This window comes from Methylobacterium sp. Leaf93, assembly GCF_001422345.1.
Lineage (GTDB): Bacteria > Pseudomonadota > Alphaproteobacteria > Rhizobiales > Beijerinckiaceae > Methylobacterium > Methylobacterium bullatum.
Window position 1 is genome coordinate 444,020 of sequence record NZ_LMMS01000001.1, and the last position, 17,354, is coordinate 461,373.

The window sequence follows — 17,354 nt, forward strand, 5'->3', positions numbered from 1 at the left end:
CTACCCCGCCGCCGCCGCCGGCTCAATCCTCGGCGGATCGCGCAGCGGAGGTCTTGCCGGTGCCTGATGCCTTGGCGGCGCTTTTTGAAGACTTGGCCGCAGGCTTGGCCGTGGACTTGTCCGCAGCCTTCGCCGAAGGCTTTTCCGGGGACTTGTGGGCCGGCTTCGTCGCGGCTTTCGCAGCGGGCTTCTTGCCGGCATCGGCTTTGGCTGAGGATTTCGCGCCGCCCGCGATCACGGGCGTCGTCTCCACCGGAGCATAGGCGCTGGCTGTGGCCGGCACGGCGCCCTTGCCGTTCGCGGCCGGCTTGGCGAGCCTCGATGCCTCGCGCTTGGCGTTCGCGGCCTCGAGCTTCGCCTTGCGGGCCTCCGCGATCTTGGCGGCGCGTTCCGCCTTCTCGGCCTCGGCCTGCTCGTTCAGGGCGATGGCGCCTTCGGCCGGATCGCGGCCGATCCAGACCAGGATCGGCTGCAGTGGCGCGCGCGGTGGCAGGGCACGGCCCTTCAGGGAGCCGTTGTTGAGGGTGGCGAAAGCGAGCGCCGAGCCCACGGGCGCGGCGGCGGCGAGGATCGAGGCATTCTCGCTGCCGGCCTGCGAGGCGATGGGACCGGGGCCTTCGTCGACCGGCAGGGCCTTGCGCTTGTCGCAGATATAGGGGCGCAGGTCCGGCGGCTCGGAGATGGCGGAAGCGGGCAGGGAATCGATGGTCTGCGCGGTCCATCCCGCCGATTGGCCAAAGCCGTAATCGAACAGGTCGGACGCTTTGAGGTCGCGCTCGCGGGCGCTCGGCTGGCCCATGACGATGGTGATGAGACGGCGGCCGTTGCGGGTGGCGCTGGCCACCACGTTGAAACCGCCCGAACAGATGAAGCCGGTCTTCATGCCGTCGGCCCCGGCATAGCGGCCGAGCAGGCCGTTATGGTTGGCCATGATCGACTTGCCGAACTGGATCGCGCTGATCGAGAACAGGGCGCGGTTGTCTGGAAAGTCGCGGATCAGTGCCCGGCCGAGCACCGCCATGTCGCGGGCCGAGGTCCATTGCCGGGCGTCCGGAAGGCCGTTGGGATTGGTCCAGCGGCTCTCGCGCATGCCGATCCGGGCGGCGGTCTCGTTCATGAGGGCGGCGAAGCCTTCGACCGAGCCGCCGAGATTCTCGCCGATCGCCCAGGCGACATCGTTGGCCGACTTGACCATGATGATCTTTAGGGCGTTGTCGAGGGTCAGCTGCGTGCCCGGCCTGAAGCCCATCTTCGAGGGTGGCTCGGCGGCGGCGGCGGGCGAGATGGTGATGAGGGTGTCGAGCGAGACCTTGCCCTGCCGCACCATGTCGAGAGCGACGTAGGCGGTCATCAGCTTGGTGATGGAGGCGGGGAACCACGGGTCGGTGGCGCCCTGAGCGTAGATGACCTTGCCGGAATCGACCTCGACCACGAGGATCGGCGCCGTCACCGCGCCGGCCGCACCCGCTCCGAGCAATCCCGCGGCCGTGGCGAGACCAAGAACGAGGCGGCGCAACAATCGGTTCGACATCAGGCCCGTCTCGAAAGGGAACGCCCCGACGCCATCATGGTCGGTCCGTCCGAAGAAAAATAGCGCAACGGCCGAGCTTTGGCGAGGGATGCCAGCCTTCGGCCATCCCTGCGAGAGGGCTCGGCGCGAATGCCCATCAACGCCGTCTCCATGGCGAGACCATGGCGATGCGGCCGAACGATTGGTGCGATGCACAGGTCCGGACGGGCGGACGTTGCCGCGCGCGCATGGTTGCGTTGGGCTCCGCGCCATGGCCTCGGAGCGAGGAGGCGTCTATGGGCTGTCCCATCGCGTCGCGATGTCGGAGGCAGGCCGTTGCCCCGCGCGGGACGGGGTCTTCCGGGGAGATCGGCTGAGAGAGCGATGGGCTACGCGGTCAAGGAACTGTTCCACACCCTCCAGGGTGAAGGAGCCCAGGCGGGCCGGGCCGCGGTGTTCTGCCGGTTTTCCGGCTGCAATCTCTGGTCCGGCCGCGAGGAAGACCGCGCCACGGCCGCCTGCACGTTCTGCGATACGGATTTCATCGGCATGGACGGCGAGGGCGGCGGGCGCTTTTCGACGCCGGAGGCGCTCGCCGACGCCATCGCCGCCACCTGGGAGGGCGGCGCCACGCATCATTACGTGGTCTTCACCGGCGGCGAGCCGCTGCTGCAGCTCGACCCCGCACTGATCGCGGCGGTGCACGCGCGCGGCTTCGAGATCGCGGTGGAGACCAACGGTACCCTGGCGGCCCCCGAGGGGATCGACTGGATCTGCGTGAGCCCGAAGGCCGGCAATGCCCTGGTCCAGACCACCGGGCACGAGTTGAAGCTCGTCTACCCCCAGGACGACGCGCGTCCCGAGCGCTTCGCCGCCCTCGACTTCCGCCACCACTGGCTCCAGCCCATGGACGGGCCCGACCGCCTTGCCCATACCCGAGCGGCGGTGGAGTATTGCCGCCGCGACGCGCGCTGGCGGCTCTCGCTGCAAACCCACAAGATCATCGGTATCCCGTGACCCCCTTCCGTGACCTTGTGCCGGTCAGTTCGGCGCGCGGAGAACCTCAGAGTCGACTGTCATGAAGATCACCCAGGCCTTCACCTTCGAGGCGGCGCATCGCCTGCCCAACGTGCCAGAGACGCATCGCTGCCACCGGATGCACGGGCATTCCTACCGGGTCGAGCTGACGATCTCCGGCGCCGTGGATCCGGCGACGGGCTGGGTGGTGGACTTCTTCGAGGTGGAGCACGCCTTCGCGCCGATCCTGGCCCAGCTCGACCATTACTGCCTCAACGAGGTCGAGGGGCTGGAGAACCCCACCGCCGAGCATATCGCGGCCTGGATCTGGCAGCGGACGAAGCCCGCCCTGCCCGGCCTGTCCTCGGTCAAGGTGATGGAGACGCCGATGTCCTGGGCCGAATACGAAGGCGAAGCCTGACCATGAGCGACGACGGCGCCCTGGTCCTGTTCTCCGGCGGACAGGATTCCACCACCTGCCTCGCCTGGGCGCTGGAGCGCTTTCCCAGGGTGGAGACCCTTGGCTTCGACTACAACCAGCGCCACCGGGTCGAGCTCGACGGGCGGGCGCCCCTGCGCGAGACGATGGCGGCCATGAACCCGGCCTGGTTCCGGCGTCTGGGCCGCGACCACACCATTGCCCTCGATGCCCTGGGCAAGGTCTCCGAGACCGCGCTCACCCGCAGCACCGAGATCGCCTTCGAGGCGGGCGGCCTGCCCAACACCTTCGTGCCCGGCCGCAACATCATCTTCCTGACCTTCGCCGCGGCACTGGCCTACCGCCGGTCGCTGGGCCACATCGTCGGCGGCATGTGCGAGACGGATTACTCCGGTTATCCCGATTGCCGGGACGATACGATCAAGGCGCTCCAGGTGGCGCTGAACCTCGGCATGGACCGCCGCTTCGTCCTCCACACGCCGCTCATGTGGATCGACAAGGCCGAGACATGGAAGATGGCCAAGGACCTCGGCGGCCAGCCCCTGGTGGACCTCATCGTCGAGGACACCCACACCTGCTACCTCGGCACACGTGGGGAACGCCACGCCTGGGGTTACGGCTGCGGCACCTGCCCCGCCTGCGACCTGCGGGCGAAGGGCCATGCGAAGTTCGTGGCCGAGGCGGTGACGGAGTAGAGTGGGCGCCTGCGCCGTCGCGGACAGCGAGACCCCTTCGCCGTGCCGGGCTCCCCACGCCATTTCTCGCACGAGACGATCAGCGACATCCGTCCTGTTTCAGGACTGGATTCAGGTTCATCTCAAATATTCGATCAATAGATCGTAGAAGTCGTGGGATAATTGACAGCCGATTCTTCATCGGCGAAAAAGTATTCGGCGCCATTGCACGACCGGAGGGTGCCGTGCTGGAAATCATATTTTGGATCTCTGCCTTTGTTTCGATTTTTGGCAGCATAGGATTGATCGTTATATTCTTATGGCCTGAGAAGCGGCAGCATATCGAGTGGGACGACAATTCGATCGATTGAATGAAAACCATAAGAATGCTTGTCCCGGAGGATGGATCTTCGGGACAAGCACATCGATTCGGATGCCCGATTTCGTCGAATGGGTCTCGGTTCCAAGCGGACGCGTTGGTCGAGTGCGCCTGGGGCGCGATGTCCGCCTCGGTTACATCGGCCCATAGGATATCGCCGGTATCGCCCGCACCTTCGTTGGGCGAGTTGGTGACCGGCCCGCCGGCGGATCGGCTTGGCGAATGCGTCGACAATCATCCCTCGTCGCCCCGGATTGCCGGAGGTTACCGGGCACCCTTGGCGCCCAGGACCGCCGAGACCGTTCCCATCAGGATGTAGAGGTCGAGCCACGGCGACCAGTTGCGGATATAGTAGGTGTCCTGGCTGCGCTGGACGTGGAGATCGCCGTCGCTTCTCGACGAGATCTGCCAAAGGCCGGTCAGGCCGGGCGGCACGCTGGTGCGAAGTGCTCGGAAGTCGGGATCGAACCCGTCCATGTGATAGGCCGGAAACGGCCTCGGACCGACGAGGCTCATGTCGCCGCGCAGGACGTTCCAGAGCTGGGGCAGCTCGTCCAGGCTCGTGCGCCGGATGAAATGCCCGACCCTCGGCAGGATTCGCGGATCGGCGGAGAGCTTGAAGAAGCGCTGCCATTCCTCGCGGGCCGCCGGACAGGATTCGAGGTGGGCATGCAGCCGGCGCTCCGCGTCGGAATACATCGTCCGCAACTTCAGGACCCGGATCGGCCGTCCATGCCGTCCCACGCGGATCTGGACATAGAACGGGCTGCCCGGATCGAGGCTGCGGATCATCGCCGCGAGGATCGCGATCACCGGAATGGCCACGATCAGGCCGAGGCCTGCGAAGGTGCAGTCGATCACGCGCTTGAGGGCGAGGTTGCGCGGCCGGTACAGCTCGCGCCGGATCTCGAGGCCGATGGCGCTGCCGAGGGGTTGCACCTGCACCCACATGTTCTGCAACTCGTGGATCTGCTGGGCGAGGACCGTGCGAGGAGCGGGAGTCCCGCTCGCCGCCTTACCGTCATACAGGGCGAGGGTGGCGCAGCACGAGAACAGCAGCACCTCCACCGGCACCGCCGGAATCTCGTCGATCATGCCGAGGATGGGCAGCCCCTCTATCCGCACCGGCTCCTGCCCGCGCTCGGCGAGGAAGCCCACCGGCCGGAACCCGAGTTCCGGCTGAGCGAGGAGCGTGTCTGCCAGGCTGCGCCCGGCGGTGTCGGCCCCCACGATCACGGTGAGAGCCCCCCAGAGCCTCCACCGGATCAGGGCGCTTCGCAGCGCGGATTCGCCATAGAAGCCGATCACCACCAGGAGCGCCGATACCACCGCGATCTCGGCAACGCCCCGCGCCGACGGCCCCTGAGCGCTCACCACCAGCAGGCAACTGATCGCGTAGATGCAGACCCCGAGGACGCGCAATCGCAACCGCTCCGGCGGGCTCGGCCCATAGCTGGAATAGAGCCCGAACACCGCCAGGATGAGCACGACGCCGACCGGGGGAATCGGCACCGAGGTGGAGGGTCCCAACCAATCCGTCAATGGCAGCCAGCCGGTCAGTAGCCAGGGCACTGCACCGGCAATGCCCGAGAAGAACAGGTCCCCTCCGACCAGAACCGACGTGACGATGGCCCGCCGCCGTCCGGGTCGGAGTTCGACCCCCACCGGTTTGATCCGCTCGATCGCAGGGCCCGCGAGAATCATGCTGTCGGTGGTGCTCATGGGAAGCCATTCCGGAAGTTCGAGGCCATACCGGCCCTGGAACGAGAGAAGGCGGGACACCGGGGCCACGGGGGCGAGGCCCGCCACGGCCCGGGAGCGGGCATCACCCGGGACGATGAGGCGGCGGGGCCGGCATCGCCGGGGAGGCTCCGTCGCCGTCGCGGAACCGACGGCTGAACCAGGTCCTGAGAAGCTGCCCGGCAGCGAGCAGCAGGAACAGGGGGACGATCTTCATGTAGCGGGCGAAGAGTCGCTTCGGTTCGCTCACGAGTCGGAACAGCCATTCGAGGCCCCGCTTCTGCATCCAGACCGGGGCCTGCCGCTTGGTGCCCGCGAGGAAATCGAAGGCTGCGCCGACGCCGATCATGACCGGCGCATCGATGCGTCCGAGATGGGAGGCCATCCAGTTTTCCTGCTTGGGCGTACTGAGGCCGACCCAGACGATGTCCGGCCGCGCGGCATTGATCTGTGCCACCACCGCCTCGTCCTCCTCCCGCGACAGGCTGCGGAACGGAGGGCAGCAGGTGCCGACCACGGACAGTCCCGGATTTGCATTCTGGAGGCGGGTGCTCAGCGCCTCGGCCACGCCGGGCGCTCCGCCGTAGTAGAAGTGGCGATAGCCGCGGGCCGGCGACAGGCGTGTGATCGCGCGCATCAGGTCGGGGCCGTAGACCCGCTCGGTCGCCGTGTGGCCGAGGAGCCGCGACATCCAGACGAGGGGCATGCCGTCCGGCGTGACGAGATGCGCCGCGTTGTGGATGGCGAGCAGTCGCGGATCGCTTCTGCTCTCGATCACCCCGTGGGCGCCGGTGATGCAGACGTAATGCGGTGTCCGCGAGCGGACGAAGGCATCGATGGCGTCGATGGCGTCAGCGAAGGTGATGGCGCTGACGCCGAGGCCGAGAATCTCGGCGCGCGGCAGTTCCCAGCCCCCGGCAGGGGCGGGGGAAGCCCCCGCCGTTTCCGCGCCCGTCAGCTCGACCGCGTGGCGGCGGCGGGTTTCCGGGCGCACGGATCGCGCCCGGCGATTGAGATCGGCGCCACTCGGCGTGAGATCGTCGGTCATCCCGCGACCTGCGTCAGGGGTTCGGAGCGGGCCAGTTCGCGCAGGGCATGAATCGGCGAGCCCTTCTGGATGAGCCGCGCTTCGAAATACGCGATCGTCCGCACCAGACCGGTGTCGAGATCGACCCGCGGCGACCATCTCAGTTTCTCCCGGGCGCGGGAGATGTCGGGGCAGCGCCGCTTCGGGTCGTCCTGGGGCAAGGGCCGGCATTCGATCGTCGAGCGCGAGTTGCAGAGTTGCACGATGCGTTCGGCCAGGGCGAGGACGTTGATCTCGGACGGGTTGCCGAGATTGACCACGTCGCCGGGCTCCTCCTCCACCGCCATCAGCCGGAGCAAGCCTTCGACGAGATCGTCCACGTAGCAGAACGACCGGGTCTGGGAGCCGTCGCCGTAGATCGTGATCGGCTGATGCGTCAGCGCCTGGACGATGAAGTTCGAAATCACCCGGCCGTCCTGCGGATGCATGTTCGGCCCGTAGGTATTGAAGATCCGCGCCACGCGCACCGACATCCGGTGCTGGCGGCGGTAGTCGTGGAACAGCGTCTCGGCGCAGCGCTTGCCCTCGTCGTAGCAGGCGCGCGGCCCGACGATGCTGACATGGCCGCAATAGCTCTCGGGCTGCGGGTGAACGTCCGGATCGCCATAGACCTCGCTGGTCGAGGCCTGGAGGATGCGGGCGTGAAGGCGCTTGGACAGGCCGAGCATGTTGATCGCCCCCATCACGCTGGTCTTCGTCGTCTGGACGGGGTCCCGCTGATAGTGAACCGGAGAGGCCGGGCAGGCGAGATTGTAGATCTCGTCGACCTCCACGTAGAGCGGGAACGTCACGTCGTGGCGAAGGAGCTCGAAGGATTGGTGTGTGAGCAGCTTATCCAGGTTCGAGCGCGCACCTGTCAGGAAATTGTCGACGCAGAGAACTTCGTTTCCCTGCTTGATCAGCCGTCCACAGAGATGAGACCCGATGAACCCGGCCCCACCCGTTACGAGGATGCGCTTCATTGTCGGTGCCCCTCCGGCTCATTCCCAGGACCGACGATCGTCGCGTCCGAGACTGGAACGAGCGTTCCGTCGGTGATCTCGCTCGACCGTCCCCTCGGGGAGGAACTCGGAGCGCAGCCGAACCATGGAGGACAATCATCGCATGCTACAAGTGGCGCATCCGGTGCATAGGGCAGGCTTCATGACCGAATAAGGAATAGTACCATCGAATATTGTCGCGACTCGACGCCGAAAATCATCGATTAGATTTTATAGCATGGCCGATATTCGGAAGGACTAACTCCTTGTAGGGCCGGGATCGTCCGAAAGGCGATGACGGAGCCGGAATTTCCGCGGTTTAGACTATTGGCGATCCTGCGAGATAGGCCTCACCAGACAAGCGGTCGGTTGATCCATGATGAGACAGCATCGACGGACGCGCCTGGCGCGCGTGCCCTACCGCATCGCGGCACTCGCCCTGTGGGTCGCCCTCGGCGGGGCGGCCGGCGCCCAGGATTCCGATTATCGACTCGCGCCCGGAGACCGGCTCGGATTGTCGGTCTACGGCCAGGCCGAACTCTCGGGCGAGTTCGTGGTCAATGGCAGCGGCGCGTTGTTCCTGCCCCTGGTCGGCGAAGTCTCCGTCTCGGCGATGACCTTGCCGGAGGCCCAGAAGCAGATCATCAGCCATCTGGCCGACGGCTTTCTGCAGCAGCCGGTGGTGAGCCTGCGTATCACGGAGATGCGGCCGATCTACCTCCTGGGCGACGTGCGCGTCGCGGGGAGTTACCCGTTCCGCTACGGGGCCTCGGTTCTCAGCGGCATCGCCCTGGCCGGCGGCTTCGCCTTGCCCGAACAGGCGCAGATCTCCCAGCGCACGGAGTTCCTCAGTGCCGACGAACGGGTCCGGGTCCTGGAGGCGACCCTGCGCCTGCTCACGGTCCGGCGCGAGAGGCTGGAAGCGCAGCGGCAAGACCGTGAGGATTTCACCCCGCCGCGCGGCAGTGAACGCGACGAGGGCTTCACCCGTCTCCTCGCGGAGGAACGCAGGATCCTGAAGGCGCAGCGGAGCGCCTTCGCGCAATCCGCCGAGATGCTCCGTGCGCAGAAGCCGCGGATCGAGGCGGAGATCGCCGGCGTCGAGGCGCAGCGCAAGGCGGAGGAGACGCAGCTCCGGCTGATCCAGTCCCATCTCGAGGATTACGAGAAGCTCATCAGCAACGGTCTGGCGCGACGGTACCAGGGGATCGAACTGCAGCGCGAGGAGGCCCGGAACAAGGGGACCATCGCGCGGCTGAACTCCGAACTCGCCCGGCTCGATCTGGCGATCGGCGACCTCGCCCTGCGCGCCCAGGAACTCACCGACACCTATCATCGCCGCATCCTCGCCGAACTGCAGGACGTGACCACGCGCCTGACGGAAGTGGAGATGCAGTTGCCGAGCGCCCGCGAGATCCGGGAGGCGCGCCTCCAGTCCGGCGGCATGCTCGGGGCCGCCAGCCCCGGTACCCCGGCGCGGAAAGTCTTCATTACGCGCGCCGTGGGCGAGCGGACGGAGACCTTCGAGGCGAACGAGCGTGCGCTCCTCCAGCCGGGCGACATCATCGACGTCCGTCGCGAGCCGCCGACGAGTCCGATCCGGACAAGCCTGGCCCTGCCGGAACCGGGCTCCCTCCCGGCGCGCTGATACGGGAACCGGCACCTCTCCCACAGCCGGTGCGGCAGACGCCGACGCGGCCCGGGCGTCGCGGGCCCGTCGACGTCCCAACGATCATCCGCCTCGCACTTGCAGGACGCATGTAGGCGCAGGCTCCCCCCCTTCCCACGCCACGGGCGGACGCGGGAGCCGATCGCCTTTGACGCGCCGCTCGGCCTCGGCACCCGGATCGCTCGGGCACATCGCGGAGGTTCAAATGTTGCGAATTAAAATACACATCGAAGCCCAAGCTAGTACTTAATATTGTGCTATTTTACTAGAATTTTAATCAATATTCTGCAGAATGCGGCTCTTCGCCACTGTTTATTCCGAGTTCCTTGAAAGTATAGGCGAGATGCTTGCCGGAGCGTCACTCATGAACTCACGACTCCAGCCGCTCCAGGCGCCGTTGGTCGAGAACCGCCTCCTGCGGGCGCTTCCCATCGAAGTCTTCAGCCAGATGCTGCCGCAGCTCGAAGAGGTGGTGCTGACCGTCGGCGAGCGGATCGTCATGGCCAACGAGCCCATCCCGCACGCGTATTTCATCGAGAGCGGACTGGCCTCCGTGACCATGGCGATCGCCGAACGCGGCACTGTCGAGATCGCTGTCGTCGGGCGCGACGGAATGGTCAGCACCGCCCTCGTGCTCGGCATCGAGCACACGCCCCTCACCGTGGAGGTCCGCGTGGCGGGCCGTGCCCTCCGCATGGGCGCGGGCGCCCTGCGCCAGGCGATGGCCCAGAGCAGTGCCCTACGCGACATCCTCCTGCGCTACGTCCAGGTCGTCATCCTCTGGACCAGCCAGATGGCCCTGGCCAACCGGCACCATTCGGTGGAGGAGCGCCTGGCGCTCTGCCTCCTCCTGGCCAGCGACAGGCTCGACGAGGGCCGCGTAGTCATGACCCACGAGATGCTGGCGCTGATGCTCGGCATGCATCGCCCGCGCGTCACCGTCGCCCTGCACGAGTTGGAGCGCACGCGGATGATCGTGATGCGGCGCGGGCAGATCACGATCCGTGACCGGCTCAAGCTCGTCGAACTGGCCGGCGACAGCTATGGCCTCGCCGAGGCCGAGTACGAGCGGCTGATCGGCCCCTTCATCTGAGACCGGACGGAGGTGAGGGGAACGCATCACTCTCCGACCGTGCGATGACGGGTGTCCGCCGAAGGCGCCGAGGACGAGCATCGGACGGAACAAGCGTCGATTGCCATGACGGCGCGTTGGGTCTTCCACGTCCAAACCGCCGAGGCGCCGCGCGGTGGTCTCGAACGGCGCCGGACGATGAGGCCATCGGATGGGAGTGACCCACCCTCACGCGTCGGCCTAGTGGAATCCCCCGCAAAGGCTGGTCGGACAGGTACGGCGAGGCCCTGCCGTACCGGCGAATGCACTCATCCGCGGCGGGGCCGGATTCGGTGTGAGCGCCGATCAGGTCTACCTCATTTTCGAGGCCGGCAGCGCCGCGACGCGCGACGCCACGGCGTTGCCTATGGCCTCGCCCGGATCGTCCGCAGAGCTGGCCGGGACGGCCTCCCGCACCCGGCCGGAGGATGCGTCGGCGGTGTCGGTAGCGATCATCCTGGTGAAGAGGAGGTGCAGCACGACGAGGCGGACGGCGTTGGCGAGGCAGAGGGCGATGCAGGCTCCGTTGAGGCCGAACCCGATGATGAGCGGAATGGCGATCGGGATCGTCGCCACGGCCCCGGCCGCATTCACGATCAGGGCCTGCTTGGCTTGCGAGACGCCGTGGAAATAGGCGCACACGATGTCCGTCACGAACGCGGCGAGGGCCGCGATGGCGAGGAGCCGGACCGGGGTCGCGATGTCCGCATAGGGAGAGTGGGCACCGTAGATGAGGCCCAGCACCTCGTGGGGAAATGCCACGATGGCCGCCAGGAACACGATCACGATGGGCATCCCCGACAGGGCGAGGGGGTGGGTGGCGCGCCATGCCGCCGCCTTTCCCCCGGCATGCGCCCGCGAGGAGACCTGAAGGATGACGTTGCCGAGCCCGATCATGAGCGGGTTGAGCAGGTTGACGATGTTGAAGCCGGCCTGGAGCAGCGCCGGCAGAGCGGCCCCGGACAGGGCGGCCAGGAACCAGAACAGGAACTGGACCCGCAGGGCGGCGCAGAGGTTGTTCGCCAGCGCCCATCCGCCGAGGCGCCAGAATTCCAGGGCGACGGTCCGGATGCGGGTCATCGTATGCCGGCGCAGGGAGAATCCCACCTGTATCCCCTGGAGGACGGCCGCCGCCGCCGATGTGACGGTCATGGCATAGAGGGCGGTCTCCAGGGTCAGGTCACCCCGTAGCGCGAGCCAGAGGGCGATCAGGATCTGCCCCATATAGCTGACGATCTCGCCAGGGACGGCGGCTCCGAAGCGCAGTTCCACGAACAGGTAGCGCCGGAACGCCTCCTGCACCTGCCAGACGAGGAAGTAGACGAGCAGGGCCGCGATGAGGTCCGGCCGGCCGATGAGGAAGGCCGTGACGGCCAGGACGAGACCGGCCGGAACGCACAGGCCGACGAGCAGGATGAAGCTCACGCTCATCAGTTCGCCGATGCGGTCCCGGTCAGCGGGATCGGCCAGGACCGACATCGGATAGAACAGCACCGACGCCATGACGGTGTAGAGGATCATCAGGATCCCGAAGAGCAGCGCGAAGGCGCCGTATTCCTGCGGCGGCAAGGTCCGCGCGAGGGCGATCGTGAACAGGAAGTTGCCGAGGCTCGCGACGCCTTGATCGATCAGGGGCCAGGCGATCCGTGCAGCCCGCACTCTAGCGAGCACCGGCCGGCTCCACCGCCGGCGGCGTCGGGCAGGCCACGGCCGCGCGGGACAGCGGCGCGCCGCCTCCGCCGACAGGCGTGAACACGATGATGATCGAAGCCATGATCGACATCCGCTGGATGGCCGCCGAGAAGAAGTCGTGCAGACAGGGAACGGGTCCGTCGGGGCGGTCCTATGAGGACAGCCTGGACGGCAGCAGGTCGCCGCGGGCGTGATGCGCCCCGGCTTCCTCGAAATGCCCCCGGTAATCGTTGTAGTGGGAGCATTGGTCGACCACGCGGAAGTCCTTGTGCTCCGTCAGATTGACATGCGTCAGGACCAGGCCGCGCAGGCGCACGGAATTGTCCTGCAGCCGCCGCAATGCCGCCTGGACGGTCTCGCGCGGGGTCCGGTTCCAGGCAACGGCCAGGATCGTGACATCGGCGAGGCCGCCCATCGTCAGGACATCCACGGACAGCATCACGGCGGGAGCCTCGAAGAGGACGAGATCGAAGCTCTCCCGAGCCCGCTCGATGAAACCCTCGAAGGCCGGTGTCAGGAAGAGGTCGTGCGAGTCGCCGTGCTCGGCCCGATGCAGCACGACGACCCTGCCGGGGTCGTTCCGCGGGGGGAAACCCGCCGGGTCGCCGAACACGACATCCTCGAGGCTGGGCCGGTCGGTCTCCGCATGGAGGCGCGGCGTGCTGTCGATCACGAGGGTCCGGATGCCGCGCTGAGCCAGGAGGGTCGCCATCGCCATGCAGAGAAGCGATTTGCCCTCGCCGGGCACTGAGGACGTCACCATGACGACGCGGGGCTCGGCCAGGGCGCGGGCTCCGGTGAGCGCCGCGCTGACGAGGCGGATCGATTCGTCGAACATCCTAACCTCGGCGGCCGACGAACCGCCGGTGAGTTCGGGCACCATGCCGAGGCAGCGGTGGGAGGTTTCGTGCGCGATCTCCGCATCGGACCGGAAGCCGGTGTCGCGCCGGTCCATCATGACGGCGTAGCCGACCCCCACGCCGCCCGCCCCGAGGACGCCGAGGCAGATCAGCAGGAGCCGGTTCGGCCCCGACGGGACCGTCACCGGCTTGGCCACCATGACGATCTGAGTGGTCGAGGATTTCATCCCCGTGAGCGCCAGCGCCTGGGCGTGGCCGTCGCTCAGTAACTTGAGGCGCTCGCGGATGGCCACCGCGTTGGTCTGCAGGCTCTGGAGCTTGGCGTCCTGTCCCATCCCCTCGACGAGGTTCGCCTTCAGCACGTCGACCCTGTCGGCGAGGTTCGCCTCGTCGGCGGTGGCCGCCTTGACGTCGCTTTCGAGGTTACCGATGGCGCGCTTGATCTCCTCGCGAAGCCGCGATTGCGCGGCCTCGATATTGGCCTTGGCCTGCAGGTAGGCCGGATGACGCGGTCCGGTCGCGGCGACGTTGGCGAATTCCCGCGTGGCCGATTCCGCGCTCTCCAGCATCCTCTGGATGAGGGGCGCGCCGGAAAGATCCTGCGCCGAGGGGGTGCCGCCGGCGGCGAAGACCTCCTGGGCCCGCGACAGGCGCGCCTCGGCGGCGAGCCGGGTCTGGCGGGCGGCGGCGAGCTGGGCCACGGCATCGCGCACCTCCTGCTGCGGCAAGCTCATGCCCTGCGTGCCGCCCTCCACATAGCCGGTCTGCCGCCTGTAGCGATCGACGGCCGCCTCGGCGGTCTCGAGCTCGCGCCGGCTCTCGCCGATCTGCTCCTCGAGCCAGGTCCTCGTCCGCTCGGCCGCCGCCACCCCCATCTCCAGACGGTTGCGCAGATAGGCGTCGACCACGGCGTTGACGATCCGCGCCGAACGCTCCGGCGAGGTCGAGTTGTAGGACACGTTGATCAGGTAGGCCCGCGTGTCGTTGGTCACGGTCAGGTTCCGCGAGACTTCGCGGGTCACCGCCTCCACCGAGGCGGTGGAATCGGCGGGCTCCTTCGCCGATCCGGGCAGTACCGTGGAAAGGATGCGGGAGACGAAGCCCGGCCCCCGCGCGAAGGCCGGGTCGTCCTGGAGCTTGAGGTCCTCGACCGCATGTCTGACGGTGGCCAGCGAACGGATCACCCGCGCCTCGCTCTCGACGATGGCCCCGGCATCGAGGCTGGTCGCCGCCTGCTGGTTCGGCGACGTGGCCTGTGAGGCGGCGACGCGGCTGAGATCGACCTGGATCAGGGATTCGGCGCTGTACCTGTCGGGCAGCGACCAGCAGATGGCGGTCGCGAGCACCAGGGCGGCGGCGGCGAGCCCGACGATCACCCGGCGGTGCCGGAGGATCGCGGTGAGGAACCCCAGGGTCTGGGCTTCGTAGGTCTGGCGGAGCACGACGCTGACCCCGCTCTTCGAGTGGTCCAGAACCCGGTTCATTCCGTCCTCGTTGATCGTAGCAGGCGCGACGCTCCGCTCGGGGGATCGGCCGTCTTCCGAGCATCCGGGCCATGACGGCGGAGCTTCCATCCAGCACCCGGCCGATCCGCCGTCTGGTCGGGGTGATTGAGCGGGATTTCGACTTCGCTTGGGAAGTGAGATCACGGACTAACCCCTTCGCCCCGCTGCTCTAGACCGTTTTTCATCTTCCTTTCCGCGAGCGGGAAACCGCACAGTTTCGCAGAACCCGGCACAGGGGCGGCGGCGTCGGGATCTCGACCTCGCCGTGACTGTCGCGGCGGGCGAGAAAAGCGTCCCAAAGGATCGGACCGGTGAATGACCGCTCGGCACAGGCCTTCCCGCCGGCGATGCCCGCCGCCCGCTCCCCTCACCGGGCGGCGGGAGCCATGACGCGGCGCGCGCTCCGCCTTGCGCTGCCCCTCGCCGGGCTGATCCTCTGGCAGGGGGGCGACCCGGCGCGGGGAGAGGGCGCGGAGGGTGCCTGCCCCGGCAAGGCCGTGCGCGTCGCCGCCGGCGAATCGATCCAGCGGGCCGCGATCCGCGCCGGAGAGGGCGGGACGATCTGCATCGGCGCCGGCCTCTACCGGATGCAGGAGATCGCGCCCTTGCGCGGTCAGACGTTCCTCGGCGAGCCCGGCAGCGTCCTCGACGGTTCGCGCATCGTCCGGCAGTTCGAGCGGGCGGGCCCGTACTGGTCCCTCACCGGATCGTACCCGCGCCATGTGGGCGCCGGCCGGTGTCGCGGCGGCGGCTCGCTCTGCCTCCTGTCGCTGGCCGTGTTCCTCGACGGACAGCCGCTCACCCGCGTCGCGTCGCGCGGCGATCTCGGTCCCGGCCGTTACGTGGTGGAGGCGGCGGCCGGCCGCGCGATCCTCGCCGACAATCCGGAGGGACGCCGCGTCGAGGTCAGCGCGGCGCGCTTCGCCTTCCGCAGCCGGGCCGCCGATGTGCGGATCAAGGGGCTCGTCGTGGAGAAATACGACACGCCGACCCAGATGGGGGCGATCCGCGGCGGCGAGGGCACCGGGTGGCGCGTGGAGGATTCGCAGATCCGCCTGAATGCCGGGCTCGGCGTCGATGTGGGCTCCGACGGGGCGATCACCGGCAGCACGATCGAGCGGAACGGCCAGCTCGGCGCGGCCGCGCAAGGCCGGCGGATCCTGATCGAGAACAACCGCATCGCTTGGAACAACACGGCCGGCTTCGACCCCGAATGGGAGGCCGGCGGCCTCAAGATCACCCAGAGCCAGGAGGTGGTCCTGCGCGGGAACCACGTCCACGACAATGCGGGTCCGGGTCTCTGGTGCGACATCGATTGCCGCGACGTCCTGTTCGAGACGAATACGGTGGAGAACAACTCCACCGCCGGGATCTTCTTCGAGATCTCCTACGACGCCGTGATCCGCCGGAATACGCTGCGCTTCAACGGCGCGGGCCATCCGGTCTGGTTCTGGGGGGCGGACATCCAGGTGGCGGCCTCGAGCGGCGTCGAGGTCTCCGACAACACCATCACCGTCCGGCCCGACGGCCGCGCCATCGTGCTCGTCGACCAGGGCCGCGAGAAGGACGGCGGCGGCTTCTACAGGACGACCGGCAACCGCGTCCACGACAACCGGATCGTGTTCACCGGCAGGGGCAGCGCCGGCGGCGTCACGGATACGAACGAGGCCGCCCCGAATGCCCGGATCATAGAGGAGGGCGGCAACAGTTTCGACAGGAACACCTACGCCGCGCCCGCCGACGTGAAGCCGGTCTTCATCTGGGGGCGGACGCCCATCGACTATGCGGGTTTTCGCGAGGCCGGGCAGGAGAAGCTCGGCCGCCTCGTCACGCGGACGGCACCACCTTGAGAAGCCCCCTCGTCGGCCAGCGCGACGTGTCGCCCCTCGCGGATGCGGCGCGGGACTTGAAAAGCATCAGGTTGTCGCCCGACAGGATCATCTCCCGCCGCTCGCGCAGGAGGATGTCCTGCAGGGGAAAGCTGGTTCCGTCGCCCGGCAGCATCCAGTCGTGCGGTTCGACGATGATCGCATGCGGCTCGGAGACCCAGCCGATCTCGCCGGAGAACACGTCCTTCTCGAAGCCCTCGACGTCGATCTTGACGATCAGCAGCTCGCCATTGGGGATCAGGTCCTTGAGTTCTGGGATGACGGTGATCGGGATGCCCTGGTCCGACCGCTCGGTCCGCCCCCTGTCGGCGTCGCCGTCGCCGTGTTCGAGGTTCACGCAGCCGCTCCGGCCACCGAGGGCGGTGGGGACGACGCAGATATTGGGGCAGACCTCGGTGTTCTTACGGCAGACGAGGAGGTTGCCCTCGTCCGGCTCCACCGCCAGCACCACCGCCCTCGGATAGGCCCGCGCGAAGTAGCGCGCCGCGATTCCCACATTGGCGCCTCCGTCGATGACGATCGGCGTGTGTCCCGCCGCGCAGATCCGCTCGTACTCGCTCCGGGTGGCCGCCCCCTGGCGGACCCGGTCGAGGTCGTAGACCATGCGGCCGAAGACGGATCTCAGCACCTCCATGTCCGACGTGTGCGGCCGGATGTAGAACGCACCGTGGACCGTCCGGACCAGACGGGCCTCGCGGGAAGATGCGCGGCGGTGCAGCCCGCGGAGGAGCACGGGCAGGCCGAGTTGCTTGACGTCGCTGTAGTGCCTGTAGGCGCGATCGACGAAATCCATCTTCGGTCT

At 67.7% G+C, this 17,354-nt stretch carries 13 protein-coding genes; 6 read left to right on the forward strand and 7 right to left on the reverse strand.

All coding sequences use genetic code 11. The features are described 5' to 3' along the window. Positions 1-22: 22 nt before the first annotated feature. Positions 23-1,531 (reverse strand): D-alanyl-D-alanine carboxypeptidase family protein, encoded by a 1,509-nt coding sequence (locus ASF26_RS01985; protein ID WP_056146974.1) that lies wholly within the window; start codon positions 1,529-1,531, stop codon positions 23-25. Positions 1,532-1,894: 363 nt separating this feature from the next. On the opposite strand from ASF26_RS01985, the gene queE reads away from it, so the two are divergent. The 3 genes from queE to queC all read left to right on the forward strand — a co-directional run bounded on the left by queE (position 1,895) and on the right by queC (position 3,661). Next, positions 1,895-2,527: a 7-carboxy-7-deazaguanine synthase gene (gene queE, locus ASF26_RS01990; protein ID WP_056146971.1), complete on the forward strand. Its 633-nt coding sequence runs from the start codon at positions 1,895-1,897 to the stop codon at positions 2,525-2,527. 61 nt (positions 2,528-2,588) lie between these two features. Continuing rightward, complete coding sequence (queD, locus tag ASF26_RS01995) at positions 2,589-2,948, forward strand: 6-carboxytetrahydropterin synthase QueD (RefSeq protein WP_056146969.1); 360 nt, start codon at positions 2,589-2,591, stop codon at positions 2,946-2,948. Between the two features lie 2 nt (positions 2,949-2,950). Continuing rightward, on the forward strand, positions 2,951-3,661 hold the full coding sequence (queC, locus tag ASF26_RS02000; RefSeq protein WP_018046134.1) for a 7-cyano-7-deazaguanine synthase QueC: 711 nt from the start codon (positions 2,951-2,953) through the stop codon (positions 3,659-3,661). Between the two features lie 622 nt (positions 3,662-4,283). On the opposite strand, the gene ASF26_RS02005 is transcribed toward queC, so the two are convergent. From ASF26_RS02005 to ASF26_RS02015, 3 genes are all read right to left on the reverse strand, one after another. Further along, entirely contained in the window at positions 4,284-5,741 is a 1,458-nt protein-coding gene (locus ASF26_RS02005; protein ID WP_244475789.1) for a sugar transferase, read from the reverse strand. A 103-nt stretch (positions 5,742-5,844) separates the two neighbouring features. Continuing rightward, positions 5,845-6,807 carry a WecB/TagA/CpsF family glycosyltransferase gene (locus ASF26_RS02010; protein ID WP_156462830.1) on the reverse strand — a complete coding sequence of 321 codons (963 nt, stop codon included), beginning with the start codon at positions 6,805-6,807 and terminating at the stop codon, positions 5,845-5,847. Beyond that, a complete protein-coding gene (locus ASF26_RS02015) occupies positions 6,804-7,808 on the reverse strand; it encodes a UDP-glucuronic acid decarboxylase family protein (protein WP_056248777.1) in 1,005 nt (334 codons plus the stop codon). The genes ASF26_RS02010 and ASF26_RS02015 overlap by 4 nt, the downstream gene beginning before the upstream one ends. A gap of 394 nt (positions 7,809-8,202) precedes the next feature. Here ASF26_RS02015 and ASF26_RS02020 point away from each other — a divergent pair, with 394 nt between their 5' ends. Further along, on the forward strand, positions 8,203-9,474 hold the full coding sequence (locus tag ASF26_RS02020; protein WP_056248779.1) for a polysaccharide biosynthesis/export family protein: 1,272 nt from the start codon (positions 8,203-8,205) through the stop codon (positions 9,472-9,474). 385 nt (positions 9,475-9,859) lie between these two features. Continuing rightward, positions 9,860-10,588: a Crp/Fnr family transcriptional regulator gene (locus tag ASF26_RS02025; protein WP_018046139.1), complete on the forward strand. Its 729-nt coding sequence runs from the start codon at positions 9,860-9,862 to the stop codon at positions 10,586-10,588. A 330-nt stretch (positions 10,589-10,918) separates the two neighbouring features. Here ASF26_RS02025 and ASF26_RS02030 read toward each other — a convergent pair whose 3' ends face one another. Both ASF26_RS02030 and ASF26_RS02035 read right to left on the reverse strand, forming a co-directional pair. After that, positions 10,919-12,265 carry a polysaccharide biosynthesis C-terminal domain-containing protein gene (locus ASF26_RS02030; RefSeq protein ID WP_244475790.1) on the reverse strand — a complete coding sequence of 449 codons (1,347 nt, stop codon included), beginning with the start codon at positions 12,263-12,265 and terminating at the stop codon, positions 10,919-10,921. A gap of 184 nt (positions 12,266-12,449) precedes the next feature. Further along, complete coding sequence (locus ASF26_RS02035; protein WP_056248784.1) at positions 12,450-14,642, reverse strand: polysaccharide biosynthesis tyrosine autokinase; 2,193 nt, start codon at positions 14,640-14,642, stop codon at positions 12,450-12,452. A gap of 332 nt (positions 14,643-14,974) precedes the next feature. On the opposite strand from ASF26_RS02035, the gene ASF26_RS02040 reads away from it, so the two are divergent. Then, the gene (locus ASF26_RS02040; RefSeq protein ID WP_056248787.1) at positions 14,975-16,513 is read left to right on the forward strand and encodes a right-handed parallel beta-helix repeat-containing protein; all 1,539 of its coding nucleotides are present in this window, start codon (positions 14,975-14,977) and stop codon (positions 16,511-16,513) included. On the opposite strand, the gene ASF26_RS02045 is transcribed toward ASF26_RS02040, so the two are convergent. After that, positions 16,491-17,345: an FkbM family methyltransferase gene (locus ASF26_RS02045; RefSeq protein ID WP_056248790.1), complete on the reverse strand. Its 855-nt coding sequence runs from the start codon at positions 17,343-17,345 to the stop codon at positions 16,491-16,493. The two genes, ASF26_RS02040 and ASF26_RS02045, sit on opposite strands and share 23 nt — an antisense overlap. Between the last annotated feature and the right edge of the window lie 9 nt (positions 17,346-17,354).

Excerpts from the sequence above, each read along its gene's own strand:
- ASF26_RS02020 (WP_056248779.1), top strand. The coding sequence starts at position 8,203 with ATGATGAGACAGCATCGACGGACGCGCCTGGCGCGCGTGCCCTACCGC.
- ASF26_RS01985 (WP_056146974.1), bottom strand. The coding sequence starts at position 1,531 with ATGTCGAACCGATTGTTGCGCCGCCTCGTTCTTGGTCTCGCCACGGCC.
- ASF26_RS02005 (WP_244475789.1), bottom strand. The coding sequence starts at position 5,741 with ATGAGCACCACCGACAGCATGATTCTCGCGGGCCCTGCGATCGAGCGG.
- queE (WP_056146971.1), top strand. The coding sequence starts at position 1,895 with ATGGGCTACGCGGTCAAGGAACTGTTCCACACCCTCCAGGGTGAAGGA.
- ASF26_RS02010 (WP_156462830.1), bottom strand. The coding sequence starts at position 6,807 with ATGACCGACGATCTCACGCCGAGTGGCGCCGATCTCAATCGCCGGGCG.
- queC (WP_018046134.1), top strand. The coding sequence starts at position 2,951 with ATGAGCGACGACGGCGCCCTGGTCCTGTTCTCCGGCGGACAGGATTCC.
- ASF26_RS02035 (WP_056248784.1), bottom strand. The coding sequence starts at position 14,642 with ATGAACCGGGTTCTGGACCACTCGAAGAGCGGGGTCAGCGTCGTGCTC.
- ASF26_RS02025 (WP_018046139.1), top strand. The coding sequence starts at position 9,860 with ATGAACTCACGACTCCAGCCGCTCCAGGCGCCGTTGGTCGAGAACCGC.
- queD (WP_056146969.1), top strand. The coding sequence starts at position 2,589 with ATGAAGATCACCCAGGCCTTCACCTTCGAGGCGGCGCATCGCCTGCCC.
- ASF26_RS02015 (WP_056248777.1), bottom strand. The coding sequence starts at position 7,808 with ATGAAGCGCATCCTCGTAACGGGTGGGGCCGGGTTCATCGGGTCTCAT.
- ASF26_RS02045 (WP_056248790.1), bottom strand. The coding sequence starts at position 17,345 with ATGGATTTCGTCGATCGCGCCTACAGGCACTACAGCGACGTCAAGCAA.